This is a genomic window from Enterococcus sp. 12C11_DIV0727, from assembly GCF_002148425.2.
In the GTDB taxonomy this organism is placed as follows: domain Bacteria; phylum Bacillota; class Bacilli; order Lactobacillales; family Enterococcaceae; genus Enterococcus_L; species Enterococcus_L lemimoniae.
Window position 1 is genome coordinate 2,662,563 of the sequence record NZ_CP147248.1, and the last position, 16,687, is coordinate 2,679,249.

A 16,687-nucleotide genomic window follows, 5' to 3' on the forward strand; every position below is an offset into this window, starting at 1 on the left:
TTCCGACCTCTTTGATTTTATCGTTCTCAAAAAATGAAAAACGAACAAATTTTCGTATCTTTTTACTGACCGCTTCTCAATAAAATGATATGATTAAGGAAAAGAAATCGGGCGAACAGGAGGACCTTATGAAACTATTACATACGGCAGACTTACATCTGGATCGGTCTTTTGAAGGCCTTAAAAACAGTCCTAAACAAATCGCAGAAAAATTACAACAAGCTAACCATAAAGCAATTACAGCAATCGTTGATATAGCCATTAGAAATCAGGTAGATGTGGTTATTTTGGCCGGAGATACCTTTCATCAAAGTCGGACATCTATCCGAACACAAGCTTATTTTATCGATGAGATGAAACGTTTGGATCAAGAGGGCATCCCTGTAATCATGTCGTTTGGGAACCACGATTATTATGTAGCAGAACGTTACTGGTTCGATTTTCCTAAAAATATGTTTCTTTTTAAAAAGGAACAGGTTGAGACGCATTATTTTATGACGAAGAATCAAGAAAAAGTGGCAGTAACCGGGTTTAGCTATGAGCATCCATGGATCAATGAGGATAAACTTTTAGGTTTTCCTACAAAAGAGGTAGGAGTAAATATACATATTGGGGTTTATCACGGAGATACGACCAATAAAGGAGCTCAGAACTATGCACCATTTACATTTAGTGCGATGAAATCCAAAGGTTATGACTATTGGGCTTTAGGGCATATCCATCAGCCACAAGTGGTCAGTGCAGATCCATTGATCGTGTATCCGGGAACACCTCAAGGACACACAAAAAAAGAACGGACGGTACAAGGGGTTGCCATTGTTTCCATAGGAGCAGGTCATGCAACGGTTCGATTTGAACCAGTCGCTCAAGTTTTTTGGCAAGTAGAGAAGTATTCGCTGCGTCAAGCTGGAAGTTTGCAAGAAGCGTTAAGTAGTTTGACTGAGCTGATGTTGAAAGCTGGACCAACTTCTGGGCAATTGCTATTGAAAGAAATCCAGTTAACAGATATAGTGCAATTAGGCGAAGAATTCCAAATATCTTATGAAAACGGTGAATTGCTGCACTATTTACAAAACCGTTTATTGCAACAAACAAATCATTCACTGTTTTTATTCAGAGTAGAGGTAGTAGCAGAAGATTTGACTAAAAAAGTCATGATCACAGCCGCTCCAGAGCTATTAAATCAATTAGAGAAAAACTATTTACAACCGGATATCTTTTCAAATACATTACAAGAATTAGTGCAAAATCCATTGTTTTCTTCAGTTGTGTCGATAAATGAAGAGTGGCGTGAGCGTAGTGTTGAGCAGGCTGATCAAAAAATCAAAGAAGATTTCGTCATTCAGGAGGATCAGACATGAAATTCGTTGCAATAGAATTAGTTGGATTCGGTAAATGGCAGCAACATAGGATTGATTTTTCATCCAAAAACCAATTAGTATTTGGCGCAAATGAAGCTGGAAAATCAACGATTTATCAATTTATTCAAGCAATGCTATTTGGCTTTCCAGCTAAAGGAAAAAGAAAAAAAGATTATCAACCTAAAAATTGTGCAGCATATGGCGGTCGCTTGTGGTTTACTCATCCAGTGTATGGTGAAGTACAAGTTGAGCGATTTAAAGGTCAAAATAAAGGGCAAGCAAAAGTCTATTTTAATGACCAAATGGGCGATGAGTCTATGCTAGAAAAGATGATCCATCCACTGACCAAAGAACTATTTCAGTCTGTCTTTACTTTTCAGCAAGAGCAGCTTAGCCAATTAGAAAAACTAAATGAAGAGGCCTTGCAAACCTCATTATTGTCTCTTGGTCTATCAGGAAGTCAACAGCTATTGGTCAGTAGAGAAGCCTATTTTAAGGACGCACAGACGATTTATAAGGGGAAAGGAAGTCAGCCGTTATTAAATCAAAAGTTGAATGCCTATCAAAGTTTACAACAACGTGTAAATGATAAGGAGCAGCAAGAGCGACCTTTTCAGCAGCTGCTGGCTGAGTTAGATAGGACTGAGCAGTTAGTAACAAAAGAACGCGAAACCGCACAAGAGATCAAAAGTCAACTAGCCTTGATAGAAAAGCAGGTAATGAATTTACCATTATATGAAGAATTACAATCAATTGAACAGTCAAAGACGTTAACTGTGCTAAGTCGTGAAGAACAAGAAAATTTACTTTCAATTTATCAACAGCATCGGTTCTTAAATGAAGAATTAACAAGATTAAATCAAAGTATAGCAGCACAAAGTGAGACAGAAGATCTGACAGATGATTACCAGTTCTACTTAAAAGAAGAAGAGCATATCCAACAATTACTGAATCAACGATATGATATTGATAAACTCCTCTCTGAGATCAAGTGGATGACACAATCCTTACAGCAAAACCAAGAAGAGCTGTTTCCCTTGGAAAGAAAATGGGGCTGGAATCAAGAAACCCCGCCTCAGCTATCATTTGAAGAACAAGTGGTCAAGGAGATGAGGGATGAAATCGTTGCACGAACAGTCAAACTGCAAACGACACAGACTGATTTAGAATTGCTAGAAGAGGAAATTGCGACAAGGGAAGAAAATTTAAGTACCTTTGAAACGGTCAATAAAGAGATGTTTCGAAAAAATCATCGCCAAACGACAAAAAAAGTTAATTTTCTTTTTTGTGGTTTTGCTGGAATCATTTTAGCATTGAGTTTCTTTTTACCGGTGCCGCTTCGATATGGAACGTTTATTTTAAGTGCAGGATTTTTGCTTGCGGGTTTATTTCCACTTTTTTACCGACCAAAAGATACCTATGAAAATGAAAAACGACAATGGCAAGAAAAACTATCGCAACTAGATTATCTGAATGATCAATTGCTAAAAATAAAAGCAGAAATGAAACAGATTCGTGAAGAGGAAAAAGACATGGAGCGTTTTATCGCTCAAAAAGTCAAGGAAAACCATTTAGGTCGAATGGATCAAGTTGAATTTTGGTTGACCTATCGTACGGATATTACACGTTATTTGATTTTGATCAATACCAATCAAGAGCTGGAACACCAATTAGAAGCAGACCAAAAACGAGTAGCAAAACTAGTGGAAGCAACTGAGCGTTATACAGCACAGTTGCCGATCGCAGGAACTTCGTTAGCTGAAAGAATGCGTGTGATCAGCAACTTTGCAGACAAAATGGAAAAAGTTCGTTTTGCTCAAGAGTATCAGGCGGATGCCTATACCCGTCAGACGATTAGGGAAGTCAAAGAAAAGCAAAAGCAGGTGATTGATCAAAGCCGGCCGCTACTACAGCGGTTCCAAATAACGTCGATCAACGAGATACCAAATAAGATCCAACACTATCAAGAAACATCTGCTAATCATAGACGAAAACAAGAATTGCAAAAAATGTTAATAGGTTTATACCCTGAAACGATTGACCCACAACAATTACCAAAACAGCAGTTGGAAATGTCACAGAAGCTCAAAGATCTCGAAAGTACTATTCAACAATTACAAGAAAAAGAGCAAAAGCTGCTGTATCAGCGCCAACAAATGTTGTCAGATGGTACTTTGGATGAACTATATCAAGAACAAGCAGAACTAAAAACAGAGATAGAAGAACTGGCTTTAGATTGGTCTGCTCATCAATTAGCAGGACAGCTGTTATTGGATTTGTTAACTGAATTATCAGAACAGCAGTTGCCTAATTTATTGAAAAAAGCAACGGATTATTTCAAGCTCTTAACCCAGAACACGTATCGTGGAATTCAGTTAGACGAGGAACAATTGATCGTTATTCGTGAAGATCAGCAGCGTTTTATGTTGCATGAGTTGTCCACTGGAACAAGAGATCAAGTGATTATGGCTGTTCGCTTTGCTTTTCTTTATCTACAAGAGCAACGTAGCCTATGTCCTATTATGATTGATGATGGCTGGCTACATTACGATAGTCAAAGAAAACAACAACTAGCACAATTATTTGCCGTTTTTTCTGAGCATCAGCAAGTCATTTGTTTTTCTTCTGACCAAGAAATGGTAAGCTATTACAAAGAGTTAAAACAACCGATTATGGAATTAGAAGGAGCATAAATATGAAAAAAATCCGTGAACTAACAGTAGATGAAACATTTGAATTCTTTCTTTTGATCAAAAATGCTGATGTGCGTATTGCAAAAAATGGGAAAAAATTTATTGCGTTTACGTTTCAAGATACCTCAGGCACGATTGATGGAAAATATTGGGATGCCTCGGAAGAAGAAATCAGTCGCTTTACAGCTGGAAATGTGATTCTTTTAAATGGAAAAAGAGAAGTTTATCAAGGAAATCCTCAAGTTAAAATTATTCATATGCGGGTTGCACGTCCCGATGAACCGAATCAACCAGCTTTATACATGGAGCGAGCGCCATTAAAACGAGAAGAGATGGTTGAAGAAATCAATCAAACTGTATTTGAAATCACTAATGCTCATTGGCAGCGGATCGTTCGTTATTTATTGACGCAATATCAAAAAGAATTTTTTGATTATCCAGCAGCTAAAAGAAACCATCATGCTTTTGCAAATGGTTTAGCGTATCACACGGTTTCCATGCTTCGTTTAGGTAAATCAATCTGTAAAGAATATAGTGAATTAAATGCAGCACTGCTTTATTCAGGAATCATCTTACATGATCTAGGCAAAGTTAAAGAACTATCTGGTGCGATGACTACTGAATATACACTATCAGGCAATTTGATTGGGCATTTGGTGCTAGTAGATGAAGAAATTACCAAAGCTTGTATTGCGTTGAAAATCGACGAAAATGATGAAGATGTGATTGTATTACGTCATATGGTTTTAGCGCATCATGGCTTATTAGAATATGGTTCACCTGTTCGTCCGCGCATCATGGAGGCAGAAGTGCTACATCAAATCGATAATATCGACGCATCGATCCAAATGATGCTAGGATCAGTGCGCCAAACAGAACCAGGACAATATACAGATCGGATTTTTGGCTTAGATAATCGTAGTTTCTATGTCCCAAAAGATATTTAAAATAGTTAGGAGAGAATCATGAACCAATCCGTATTAACACTATGGTCAGATTTCAAAAAACAATTTTCAATCCCACACGACCACTATGAAGCGTGGGCTTTTGGAAATTCTCCTGCAATGGCGGATGAGCTATTGGGACTTGTCCTTAGTAGAGAAAAGACAGGGACTTCTTCGCTGCATCTTTTATATGAGTTAGATTTGGAAGGCGAGAAACTGCCAGAAGTAGGGAACTACAGTGTATTATTAGATGGAAATGACCAAGCACAAGCGATCATTTGTACAAAAGTAGTCGATATTCTGCCATATGCTCAAATATCAGAAGTCCATGGTTATCTTGAAGGCGAAGGGGATCGCACGCTTAAGTATTGGCGCAGTGTTCATCAACCGTTCTTTGAACAAGAATTAGAGGAATATGAATTACCTTTTTCGGAGGATATGTTGATCGTTTATGAACTTTTTGAAGTAGTTTTTGAAAAATAGTGCAAATAAAAAAAAGAGATGAATTTCATCTCTTTTTTTATTTGCACTATTTAGAAGACTCTTCTGTTTTACTTGATGATTCTTCCGTTTTGCTTGAAGAATCTTTAGATTTTTCAGAGTCGCTTGATTTAGATTCTTTTTCTTTAGAAGAAGATTCTTTTTCATCTTTTTTAGAAGAATCGCTTGATTTAGCAGAATCTTTTGTTTTAACTAAGCCAGCTAGGACATCTTTGAAAGAGTCGTCTTTGATTTTAACGTTTGCTGCAGTTAAAACTTCAGATGTCACTTTTTGGATGAACTCTTGATCGTTTTCTTTTGCTTTTTCAGCAATTTTTTGTAACTCTTTTTTGTAAGGAGCCATGTCATTGCCTTTTTCTTTGTTTTTCACCATTTTTACGATAGTGAATGTTGATTGGTAACCAGTTGAATCTGTTGCTTGGATCGGTTCAGAAACTTCACCGTCTTTTAGTTTGAAAGCAGCTGTTTTTACTGCTTCAGAAACTGTTTCAGTTTGAGAATCAAATTTAACTTTGCCACCGTCTTTTTTAGTTGCTTCATCTGTTGATTTTTCTTTAGCGATTTTTGCAAAGTCGCCGCCGTCATCTAATTGTTTTTTGATTTCTTTTGCTTCATCTTCAGTTGCAACTTGGATAAGTTGAGCTTCTACTTCTGGATGGAATGTTTCCCAAGCAGTTTTTAAATCTTCATCAGTAATTTTGATGTGGTCTTTGATCCCTGCTTTGTATGCAAGACCTTGTTTGATTTGTTCTTTATAGCTTTTTTCTGTCAATCCAGCTTGTTTTAATTGATCAGCAAAGTTGCCACCTTGAGATTCGATGTTTTTCTTTGTTTCATCAAATTGAGCTTGAACGTCTTTATCTGAAACGTCTTTACCATATTTTTGATCAAATACTTTGAAAATGATCATTTGTTGAACTGTTTGTTGGCTTTGTTGGTTTGATTTTACTTGGTTATAAAAATCATCAACAGTGATTGTTCCGCCTTTCATTGTTGCGATATCTTGTGAACCGGCTGAACAAGCAGCTAAGGCAAAAATACTGAATAAACCTGCTGCAGCTAAGATTAATTTTTTCTTCATTCTTTTAGCACTCCTAAGTTTGTTTTATTTTTTATTATGTAGAAATTAATTCTCACGGTTATTACTATACCACACTATGTTTCATAAAAGAAATACGTAAACTATAGTTTCAAACAATTTTCGAATTTAGGACACAATTTAATCGATAAACACGGATGATTTTAAGGAAATTAGTCTAAAATGTATCTTTAATCAATTTAAAAAAAATTAATTATTAGAATTAAAGTAAGAAAATGAGGATCAAATGCCATTCCTAAGCATGTTGATCCTCTAAATTTTGTTAATCTTCCACGGACATATCCGGTAGTTCAGACTGTATTTTTTCCACTTGTTCTTGGATTTGATCTAATCTTGGTTCTGCTTGAAATTTGAAATTCTCGACATCGCGATTGAGGCCATCGATAAATGGTTCAAGGTATGTGTCAGCAGCTACTTGCAACGCCTGTGCTGATTCTTTGAATTGGTCTAGTTTATCAGTGAAATCTTCTTTCAAGTCAGACCAATCATCTAACTCATCGACAAACTTCTGACGAGTGGCTTTCCCACTTCTTGGAGCAAAAAGTAGCCCGCTTGCAGCACCAACGACGGCACCAAATAAAATTCCTTTAGAAAACTTTCCCATTATTGTTCCACCTGCTTCATAATTATTTCGGCTATTTCTTGCATGGATTCTGAAGAGTATGCTTCTTGGTTATTTCCAAAATGAATCGAAAAATCGTCAGACTCTCCATACCGTGGAATTAAATGGATATGAGAGTGAAAAACAGATTGATAGGCTAGCTCTTTATTGTTATTGATAATATTCAAACCCTGCATTTCCGGAAAAGCTTTTTCCAAAGCGCGAGCAACTTTAGGAACTCGTGCAAAAACTTCACCTGCTAACGTTGGTTCGTATTCAAAAATATCCGTCACATGCGCCTTAGGAACGAGCAAAGTATGACCTTTAGTCACTTGGGTAATGTCTAAAAAGGCGTAAACCTTATCGTCCTCATAAACTTTATAACTTGGAATTTCCTGATTAATGATCTTACAAAAAATACAATCTGTCATGGTAGCCCTTCTTTCTTTATACTGTTTCTTTTACTTTACCATACCTTGAATTTTATTTGGGAGGAAAAGTTCATGAAACCTTCAAAAAGTTCGTGGTATAATAGATTCACGATAAAAATAGTTGGAGGTACAGCAATGAGCTTAGTAATTGAACATTTAACAGGAGGCTACGGTCATATTCCTGTCTTGAAAGATATTAATTTTGAAGTGAAATCTGGTGAAATGGTGGGTCTGATTGGTCTGAATGGTGCAGGTAAAAGTACAACGATCAAAAATGTGATCGGCTTACTAACGCCACAAAAGGGGAAAATTTCGATTGACGGAGAAACTCTGAGACAACAGCCTGAAAGTTATCGTAAAAAAATCGGTTATATTCCTGAAACACCTTCTTTGTATGAAGAGTTAACGCTAAGAGAACATATCGAAATTACGGCAATGGCGTACGATATTCCAATCGAAGAAGCTTTTAAACGAGCAGATGCTTTGCTTAAGACATTTCGTTTGGAAAATAAATTAGACTGGTTTCCTGCAAACTTTTCAAAAGGAATGAAACAAAAAGTCATGGTTTTGTGTGCCTTTTTGATTGAACCAAGTTTATATATCATTGATGAACCTTTTCTAGGGTTAGACCCATTAGCAATCCATGCCTTATTGGAATTAATGGATGAAATGCGTAATCAGGGAGCCGCAATCTTGATGTCAACTCATATTTTGGCAACAGCTGAGCGCTATTGTGATCGTTTTGTTGTTTTACATGATGGTGAAGTACGGGCTGTTGGTTCAATGGACGAGTTGCGTGAAGAATTTAGTTTACCAGGTTCTTCTTTAGATGATATTTATATCGCATTAACAAAAGAAGAAAAGGTGGGGTAATATGTCTGGATTTTTTGGCATTCGTTTAGCACGCCATCTGAAAAAAATGATGAAATATATGCGTTATGTGTTTAATGACCATTTTATTTTAGTTTGCGTCTTCTTATTGGGGGGACTTGGCTTTTACTATTCTCAAGTTTTAAAAACACTACCCGAAAATTTTGTCTGGGGCAGACCAATCATTGTGATCTTTTGGTTGGTGTTATTGCTGATTGGTCGTGTTGCGACCTTGGCACAAGAGGCGGATAAAGTGTTTATTTTACCGAAAGAACCTGAGATGAATCAATATTTGAATCGTGCGATGCGGTATTCAATTTGGTTGCCACTGATCGCCTTGATTTTATTAGGTGGTATGTCGATGCCGTTAGTGGTCGTTTCGACAGGCTGGGCTTTTTCAACATTTTTCTATTTTATTGTGATGTTGGGGCTTTTAAAAATTAGCCATTTACGCCTGCAAAAATATGAATTGTATCAGATTTCTACTAAAGAAGCACAATTATGGTTTGCTATTTGGATGATCACAAGTGGTGTTGCGATTGCTCTTAGTTTGTATGTCTTACCACTAGCAGGTCTTCTAACAGGCTTGGTGCAGGTGATGTTGTTCTTTCTTATAATGAATAAAAAAGAAACGGCGGTATCGCTAGATTGGGAACAGATGGTTCAAAAAGAAAAAAATCGCATGCATCGAATTTATCAATTTATCCATTTGTTTACAGATGTACCAGAAATTTCAAGCAGTGTCAAACGTCGGAAGTTCTTTGATCCGTTGTTAAGCAACATTAAAAAAACTGGCCAAAATACGTACTTATATTTGTATGCTCGTAGTTTACTAAGAGGCTCTGAATATAGTGGCTTATTCATTCGTTTAGTATTAGTGGGCGGAGTGATTTTGTTTTTCCTTAAAGAGTTTTGGATCTCAATGGGGGTTTCTGTGCTATTTATCTATTTGATCGGTTTTCAGTTGATCCCGATCTATACACAGTTTGATTATATGGTGATGACACATTTGTACCCAGTACCAAATGAACAAAAGAAACAGGCGGTCAGTAAACTGGTAACAGTCTTGTTGTTAGCCGCAGCCATTTTATTTAGTGTATTTGTGTTGATAGCATTGCCTGATTTTAAAGAGGGTTTATTGGTTGTTGGTGCATTGCTTGTGGAAGTAATTCTATTTGCTAAGTTTTATGTCCCTTATCGTTTGAAGAAAATGGAGGTTTAATGATGTACATTTTATGGAATGATCAAATTGTTGAACGTGGAGCAGTAAAAATCGATATAGAAGATCGTGGTTATCAGTACGGTGACGGACTCTATGAAGTCGTTCGTGTCTATAATGGGCATTTGTACATGATGGAAGAACATTTAAATCGGTTATGGGACGGTGCTGAAAAAATTAGAATGCAGTTGCCGTTTACAAAAGAAGAATTGACAATTAATTTAAAGAAATTAGTTGAAATTGAAGGAATCAAAGAAGGTAAGTTGTATTTTCAAGTAACACGAGGCATTGATGCACCAAGAAATCATGCGCTGCCAGATCCAGAAAAAGTTAAAGGTGTCTTAACGGCCAATATTAGAGCGTATGAGCGTCCTTTACAAAAAATGGAAGAGGGGATTACCGTTGCGGTTGTTCCAGATACCCGCTGGTTACATTGTGATATCAAGTCATTGAGCTTATTAGGTAATGTGTTGTCATTAGATGATGCCCGCCGCCAAGGTTTTGATGATGCAGTGCTAGTTCGCGATGATAAAGTGACAGAAGCTTCAGCAGCCAATTTCTGGGTAGTCAAAGACGGAACGGTTTATACTCATCCTGACGGAAACTTGATTCTACCAGGAATTACGAAGAAAAAAATTCTAGAGCTAGCTAGAGAGTTAAACATTCCCGTAAAAGAAGAAGCTGTCTATGAAGAAGAACTATTTACAGCAGACGAATGTTTTGTGTCAGGATCATTGACGGAAATTGTTCCAGTAGTAAAAGTAAATGATCATATTATTGGAACAGGAAAACCTGGTAAAGTAACAAAACAGCTCTTAGAAGCCTATATTGCTAGTGTTGATGCAACATGTGGAACAGTTGGGGAATAAAGTTGCTGATAAAAGAACAAGAGAGATGCTTGACGAAGTACGCTATGGAAGCTAAAATGATACTTACTGTAAATAATTATTAGAAGTTGTTAGGATAGGAGATAATTTCCATGGCATTTCAGTTGGATAAGGAATGGCGCTTGCAGCCAATAAAAGGCGCAACTGGCCAAACTTTCATGGGTATACGTGCGACTGAAAGAGTATTTATTAAACGAAATACTTCTCCTCTTTTGGCTGCATTGTCTAAAGAAGGAATTGCCCCTAAGCTAGTTTGGACCAAACGAACAGTCACAGGCGATATTTTAACAGCACAAGAATGGCTAGATGGTCAAGTCCTTAAAGCCCAAGAAATCGGTCAAAGAAATGACGTTGTGGATGTCCTTTATCATTTGCACCATTCACATATGCTAAAAAGCATGCTAGGGAAAATCGGCGGTCAGATCCAGACACCCGCAATGATGCTTCAAGCATATGGCGAAAGATTGCCTAAAGAACTTCAAAATAATTCGTATCTTGCTAGAGTCTATCACTATCTGCAAGAAAATATACCAAATTATTCTGTTCATAATTATATGGTCGTCCATGGTGATGTGAACCATCGAAATTGGATCGTATCGAATAATTATTTGTATTTAGTTGATTGGGATTCGGTAATGATTGCTGATCCAGCTTTAGATCTAGGTATGCTTTTAGGTCATTACGTTCCGCGGGCAAGCTGGAATAAATGGCTATTAGCTTATGGTATGCGTCCGAGCGAAGAAGCGTTAACGCGAATCAAGTGGTATGCGCTATTTAATTTCCTGCAAGAGATTCTTAGGCATCACCAATCAGGAGAAAAACGGGAAATGAATGCTGAAATTTTGAAGTTAAAACGAGCGTTTGGGTATTAAAAAGGATTGAAAAAGAGGATAAACTTCTATTTTCATCATTTACTTGAATAGATAGAGGGCAGCACAAAGCGATTATCGTTTTGTTCTACCCTCTTAAAATTTGTTATTAAAGAAAGGAAACACAAAACATGCGAATGAGAAAAAGACATGGAGCGGCTGAACTTTTAGCGAGTCATCCTGAACTAGTGGTTGATGAGCCAGCCAAATGGCAAGGCCATTGGACAGAACGTTTTGGGAATGATCACCCTATTCATATTGAAATCGGTTCAGGTAAGGGACAATTTGTGGTAGGAATGGCAAAAGCACATCCAGAAATCAATTATATTGGGATCGATATGCAACTCAGTGTTCTTTCGATCGCTTTAGAAAAAGCGTTGGAAGAAGAATTACCCAATTTACAATTACTTCATGTTAACGGGGAAGAACTAACACAATACTTTGCTGAAAATGAAGTGGATCAAATTTATTTAAACTTTTCGGATCCTTGGCCAAAAACACGTCATGAAAAACGCCGTCTAACGTTTAAAACATTTTTAGCAACAGACGAAATCATTCTAAAACCAAATGGCGAAATTCATTTTAAAACAGATAACCGTGGACTATTTGAGTATTCGCTTAGTAGTTTTTCAAAATATGGCATGATTCTAGAACAAGTTTGGCTTGATTTACATGCAAGCGACTACGAAGGAAATATCATGACTGAATACGAAGCAAAGTTTTCAGCCAAAGGTCAGCCGATTTATCGTGTAGAAGCAAGATTTCAAACTGAAAAAACAACGAAATGATTTAAGAAGACAAAGAGGTTGGCAAGGAGCTGCTTCTGTATCTACGGTTCTCGGTTCACTCCGAACCTCGAAGCATAGAGGACCGTTTACTCCCATCGTTTATTTGGATTCCATGTGTCCGGGATATGACTCGTAGAGTTATGTCTTGGACATTTATTTTTTTTTGCAAATATAGAAGGTACCTGTTTATTTGTGTTGACAATTAATGTAGGTACCTTTACAATTACGTTTCATAAGGTACCTACATTAATTAGAGACATATCAAAATAATCAATGCAGAGGAGGGATTTTTATGTTAGCTTGTTTGTTTTTGATTTATGAATATTGCAAAAAGAACCGACAGAATAATGACCAAAGGGTCCTAGCATGCACTTGACAAGTCTGAAAAAACGGTCGAATTAAACTATAAAAGGTAGTGAGTGGAATGAAATTAGTTGATGGAAAGTTAAGAGTAGAATTATTTAGTGATGCAGTTATTGCGATCGTCATTACGATTGCAGCGTTAGAAATATTGATTCCTCACGATGGTATGTATCGTCAGTTTATTGAAAGTGTACTAACGTTTGCGATTAGTTTTTTTATAGTCGCTGGTTATTGGAATGATCATCGGAAACTATTTGAACAAGTAGAAGAAATCAATGATCGCTTTGTTTTTAGAAATACATGTTTTCTCTTTTCTCTGGTTTTGATCCCTGTTTTTACGAAATGGTCGATGGAATCTGGGGATAAACAACTGCCAATGTTAGCTTATGGTGTCTTGCTGATGCTGATCAATGCTACATTTAGTGGTTTGTTTATGGCTGGGATCTCTTTGGCGAAAGAGCCTGTTGAAGAGACGTTTTATTTCAAGAAACTATATAAAAACCGTGACCGGGTCTATTATTTAGCGATCCTCTTGGTAATGGGTGTGGGTTATTTTATTCCGCAATTAGCATTAGTTTTGTTTATTGGTTTACCAATCATTAGTTATTTCTTAAAAACAAATTTTGAAGGGAAGTTTGAGGATGAACAATGGACAAAGCGTCGAAGGAATAGTAGGCATAAGCATTTTAGATAGGGATAAAAAAGAACAGTTGAAATCCACCTTTATCAAGTGGTGTTCAACTGTTTTCTTTATTTAGTCTTTAACTCGTTTTACATCGATCACAGTTCCTGTAAAAGCGTCAGCAGTGAATTCATATTGAACCATAACGCCGTCTTCCAAACGTGAAATACCACCAGTGTAAGTTTTTGAGTGGACTGCAAATTTTCGTAAAGGTTTTTTCTCAAATTCGATCCATGAACCTTCGATTGGACCTTCTTTTAAAAATGCGTCTTTAACATTTTCTAAAACTAAATCAGCATCGACTGTTCGTTTTTTCTGATACCATAAAGTTGAAGCAATCCCGCTCACTATACCTAGACTAACGCCGATTGCCAAGCCACCTTTAAAATAGCTTAATTCATTTTCTTCATTCATGGGGAATAACCTCCGCGTATTTTCAAATGTTCGCCAAATTTTTTTAGCTTTAGCTCTATTCTAACACATTGTATGAAAATATCGAAAAACAAAAAACGTGGGCAATTGAAAAAATTTGCGTTATAATGAATGTGAAATCATATGAAAGGAGTATCTGCCGCCTTTGCTTTAAAATCATGTTATTTTTTAGCAAAAAGGAATGGTTGATCCTAGATAGGGCAACTGGCAGATAATACAACAATGGAAGAAAAAACATTTCAACGCATCAAAGAACTAACAGAATTACAAGGAACAAGCGGATTTGAAGATGATATTCGTGCGTATATGAAAAAAAATATGGCCCCATTAGTAGACGAGCTTCAATATGATGGTTTAGGTGGGATTTTTGGTCTTAAAAGAGCGAAAGAACAAGATGCACCACGCGTTATGGTAGCAGCCCATATGGACGAAGTTGGCTTTATGTTGACACAGATCAAAGACAACGGATTATTCCAAGTTGTTCCTTTAGGCGGCTGGAATCCTTATGTAGTATCAGCACAACGTTTTACCTTGAAAACAAGTAAAGGCAATTATCCATGTATTTCTTCTTCTATTCCGCCGCACTTATTACGTGGAACAAGCGGTCAAAAACAATTAGAAGTAACAGATGTGTTATTTGATGCTGGTTTTGAATCAAAAGAAGAAGCAGAAAGTTTTGGTGTTCGCCCAGGTGATTCAATCGTTCCACAAACAGAAACGATCAAAACAGCCAATGGCAAAAATATCATCAGTAAATCATGGGATAATCGCTATGGTTGTACATTAGTTTTAGAAGCATTAGAAGCTTTGCAAAACGAACAATTAGGCCACACATTAATTGCTGGTGCTAATGTTCAAGAAGAAGTTGGCTTACGTGGTTCTAAACCTTCTGTTCATAAATTTAATCCGGATTTATTCTTTGCAGTTGATTGTTCAGCAGCCGATGATATTCAAACGAAAAAAGGCACTTACGGTCATCTTGGGGAAGGAACATTATTGCGGATTTACGATCCAGGTATGATCACATTACCTCGTGTACGTGAATACTTATTAGATACAGCAGCAACTCACAATATTCCTTACCAATATTTTGTTTCTAAAGGTGGAACTGATGCAGGTGCTGCCCATACAACAAATAATGGCGTACCAAGTACTGTGATCGGCGTTTGCGGACGTTATATCCATACGCATCAAACGATGTTTAACATCAAAGACTTTGAAGCGGCTCGCGAAATGTTGATTCAAGTCCTAAAAGGATTGGATAAAACAACTGTTAATACAATCATTTACGGAAAGTAGAGGATAGTTTATGATTATTCCAACGTCTTATGAAGAATTAGCTAGTTTTGTATCTGAAGGAAAAAGCGTCTTTTTCTTTACTGCGGATTGGTGTGGGGATTGCCGGTTTATCAAACCAGTAATGCCTGAAATCGAAGCAGCCTTTCCAGCATTTCGTTTTATTGAAGTAGACCGTGATAAGTTTATGGAACTAGCTTCTGAATGGAACATTTTTGGTATACCAAGTTTTGTCGTGACGGATCAAGGGAAAGAGTTAGGTCGTTTGGTTAATAAGGATCGCAAAACAAAAGAAGAAATCACAAACTTTTTAAAAAGTATCAGTTGATGTTTAAATCGACCATAGCTAGCCGATTCAAACGATAAAAAATGATCGGGAGATGAGTTCTATGTTAACACAAACCTATAAGAATATTTTAGTTGGGATAGATGGTAGTGAGCAAGGGAATTTAGCCTACCGACAAGCAATTGAAGTAGCAAAAAGAAATAATGGTCGCGTGATCGTGGCTCATGTTATAGAAAATAAAGTCTATACAATGATGGGTTATTCCTCTTTGAACGATAGTTTGTTAGACCAAGAAACAGAAAATGCCAAGGAATTACTGGATGACTGTAAAGACTATGCTAAAAGTGTTGATTTTACTCAAGTAGAGCCAATTGTAACGTATGGTTCAGCTAAAGAAGTGATGTGTGGAGATTTACCTAAGAAATACGATGTTGATTTGATCATGGTGGGTCAATCCGGCTTAAATGCAGTGGAGCGTCTAATGATTGGCAGTGTCAGTAGCTACATCATTCGTCATGCGCCATGTGATGTGTTGATTGTTCATCCTGAGACGAATAAAAAATAGAAGTCTAATGTAAAGAAGGTGAAGCAAGGCGTAACCGTTTTGCTCCACTTTTTTTGTGAGAAATACTAATAAGAAAAAATAGCATGCAGGCAATCAGTTTTTTTGTTAAGATAGGACAGAAGATAGCATGCATCATACGTGAGCATCTTGGAAAATGATAAAATGGAGTGTGGAAAAAATGATTTTTGCTTATAATAAGGAACATGTTGGCGATGTCTTGATGGTCATCGTAGCTGACGATAAAGGACAAGAAAATCGTGTGGAACGTAAGGGGAATGTTGCACGGGTACATGTGGTAGATAGCGAGCAAGTCGTCGCTTGGAATATTTTTGATGCATCAACGATTTTAGGCGAAATTGAAGGCATTGGCCAAATAGAGTTGACAAAAGAACAGGTAACAAAAGTGAATGAAGAGCTCGCTAAAGCAGGATTTTCTGAAACCTTAGTAACGGATAATGAACCAAAAATCGTGGTCGGTTTTGTAAAATCGTGTAAAAAACATCCTGATTCTGATCATTTATCAATCACTCAAACAGAAGTTGATAATGGTGAAGTGCTGCAGATTGTTTGCGGTGCGCCAAATATCAAAGCAGGACAAAAGGTTGTTGTTGCCAAACCTGGAGCAATGATGCCAGATGGTTTAATGATCTGGCCGGGTGTTTTACGTGGCGTAGAAAGCTTTGGCATGATTTGTTCAGCTGGAGAGTTGCGTTTGCCAGATGCACCAGCGAAAAAAGGCATTTTAGAATTGCCTTTTGATGCGGTGATTGGGGAAGCTTTTCCTGTGGGAAAATAAATAA

The 16,687-nt window shown here is 37.1% G+C and carries 18 protein-coding genes; 14 read left to right on the top strand and 4 right to left on the bottom strand.

What is annotated here, in order from left to right; genetic code table 11:
• Positions 1 to 128 precede the first annotated feature (128 nt).
• The 4 genes from A5866_RS12575 to A5866_RS12590 are packed head-to-tail and all read left to right on the top strand — an operon-like array spanning position 129 to position 5,481.
• Positions 129 to 1,361 (top strand): metallophosphoesterase family protein, encoded by a 1,233-nt coding sequence (locus A5866_RS12575; RefSeq protein ID WP_086445208.1) that lies wholly within the window; start codon positions 129 to 131, stop codon positions 1,359 to 1,361.
• Entirely contained in the window at positions 1,358 to 4,054 is a 2,697-nt protein-coding gene (locus A5866_RS12580; RefSeq protein WP_086445207.1) for an ATP-binding protein, read from the top strand. The genes A5866_RS12575 and A5866_RS12580 overlap by 4 nt, the downstream gene beginning before the upstream one ends.
• A 2-nt stretch (positions 4,055 to 4,056) precedes the next feature.
• Complete coding sequence (locus A5866_RS12585; protein WP_086445206.1) at positions 4,057 to 5,001, top strand: 3'-5' exoribonuclease YhaM family protein; 945 nt, start codon at positions 4,057 to 4,059, stop codon at positions 4,999 to 5,001.
• Positions 5,002 to 5,019: 18 nt separating this feature from the next.
• Positions 5,020 to 5,481, top strand: a complete 462-nt coding sequence (locus tag A5866_RS12590; RefSeq protein WP_086445205.1) for an ASCH domain-containing protein — start codon at positions 5,020 to 5,022, stop codon at positions 5,479 to 5,481.
• Between the two features lie 46 nt (positions 5,482 to 5,527).
• Here A5866_RS12590 and A5866_RS12595 read toward each other — a convergent pair whose 3' ends face one another.
• From A5866_RS12595 to A5866_RS12605, 3 genes are all read right to left on the bottom strand, one after another.
• Complete coding sequence (locus A5866_RS12595) at positions 5,528 to 6,580, bottom strand: peptidylprolyl isomerase (RefSeq protein ID WP_086445204.1); 1,053 nt, start codon at positions 6,578 to 6,580, stop codon at positions 5,528 to 5,530.
• A 280-nt stretch (positions 6,581 to 6,860) separates the two neighbouring features.
• The gene (locus A5866_RS12600; RefSeq protein ID WP_086445203.1) at positions 6,861 to 7,202 is read right to left on the bottom strand and encodes a YtxH domain-containing protein; all 342 of its coding nucleotides are present in this window, start codon (positions 7,200 to 7,202) and stop codon (positions 6,861 to 6,863) included.
• Complete coding sequence (locus tag A5866_RS12605; protein WP_086445202.1) at positions 7,202 to 7,630, bottom strand: HIT family protein; 429 nt, start codon at positions 7,628 to 7,630, stop codon at positions 7,202 to 7,204. Before A5866_RS12605 ends, A5866_RS12600 begins: the two co-directional genes overlap by 1 nt.
• A 135-nt stretch (positions 7,631 to 7,765) precedes the next feature.
• On the opposite strand from A5866_RS12605, the gene A5866_RS12610 reads away from it, so the two are divergent.
• The 6 genes from A5866_RS12610 (at position 7,766) to A5866_RS12635 (ending at position 13,320) form a co-directional block, all read left to right on the top strand.
• Entirely contained in the window at positions 7,766 to 8,503 is a 738-nt protein-coding gene (locus A5866_RS12610) for an ABC transporter ATP-binding protein (protein WP_025871916.1), read from the top strand.
• A gap of 1 nt (position 8,504) precedes the next feature.
• Positions 8,505 to 9,722, top strand: coding sequence for an ABC transporter permease (locus A5866_RS12615; protein WP_086445201.1), 1,218 nt, complete (start codon positions 8,505 to 8,507; stop codon positions 9,720 to 9,722).
• A gap of 2 nt (positions 9,723 to 9,724) precedes the next feature.
• The gene (gene dat, locus A5866_RS12620; protein WP_086445200.1) at positions 9,725 to 10,588 is read left to right on the top strand and encodes a D-amino-acid transaminase; all 864 of its coding nucleotides are present in this window, start codon (positions 9,725 to 9,727) and stop codon (positions 10,586 to 10,588) included.
• A gap of 110 nt (positions 10,589 to 10,698) precedes the next feature.
• The gene (locus A5866_RS12625; protein ID WP_086277240.1) at positions 10,699 to 11,478 is read left to right on the top strand and encodes a phosphotransferase family protein; all 780 of its coding nucleotides are present in this window, start codon (positions 10,699 to 10,701) and stop codon (positions 11,476 to 11,478) included.
• A 128-nt stretch (positions 11,479 to 11,606) separates the two neighbouring features.
• On the top strand, positions 11,607 to 12,263 hold the full coding sequence (trmB, locus tag A5866_RS12630; protein WP_086277237.1) for a tRNA (guanosine(46)-N7)-methyltransferase TrmB: 657 nt from the start codon (positions 11,607 to 11,609) through the stop codon (positions 12,261 to 12,263).
• Between the two features lie 424 nt (positions 12,264 to 12,687).
• Positions 12,688 to 13,320, top strand: a complete 633-nt coding sequence (locus A5866_RS12635; RefSeq protein ID WP_086277235.1) for a TMEM175 family protein — start codon at positions 12,688 to 12,690, stop codon at positions 13,318 to 13,320.
• Between the two features lie 60 nt (positions 13,321 to 13,380).
• On the opposite strand, the gene A5866_RS12640 is transcribed toward A5866_RS12635, so the two are convergent.
• Complete coding sequence (locus A5866_RS12640; protein ID WP_086277234.1) at positions 13,381 to 13,722, bottom strand: peptidase; 342 nt, start codon at positions 13,720 to 13,722, stop codon at positions 13,381 to 13,383.
• A gap of 240 nt (positions 13,723 to 13,962) precedes the next feature.
• Between A5866_RS12640 and pepA the strand changes: the two genes are divergently transcribed.
• From pepA to ytpR, 4 genes are all read left to right on the top strand, one after another.
• A complete protein-coding gene (gene pepA, locus A5866_RS12645; RefSeq protein WP_086279650.1) occupies positions 13,963 to 15,039 on the top strand; it encodes a glutamyl aminopeptidase in 1,077 nt (358 codons plus the stop codon).
• Between the two features lie 10 nt (positions 15,040 to 15,049).
• Positions 15,050 to 15,364 carry a thioredoxin family protein gene (locus A5866_RS12650; protein ID WP_086277232.1) on the top strand — a complete coding sequence of 105 codons (315 nt, stop codon included), beginning with the start codon at positions 15,050 to 15,052 and terminating at the stop codon, positions 15,362 to 15,364.
• Between the two features lie 61 nt (positions 15,365 to 15,425).
• Positions 15,426 to 15,887 (top strand): universal stress protein, encoded by a 462-nt coding sequence (locus tag A5866_RS12655; protein WP_086277230.1) that lies wholly within the window; start codon positions 15,426 to 15,428, stop codon positions 15,885 to 15,887.
• Positions 15,888 to 16,065: 178 nt separating this feature from the next.
• The gene (ytpR, locus tag A5866_RS12660) at positions 16,066 to 16,683 is read left to right on the top strand and encodes a YtpR family tRNA-binding protein (protein ID WP_086445199.1); all 618 of its coding nucleotides are present in this window, start codon (positions 16,066 to 16,068) and stop codon (positions 16,681 to 16,683) included.
• Positions 16,684 to 16,687 lie beyond the last annotated feature (4 nt).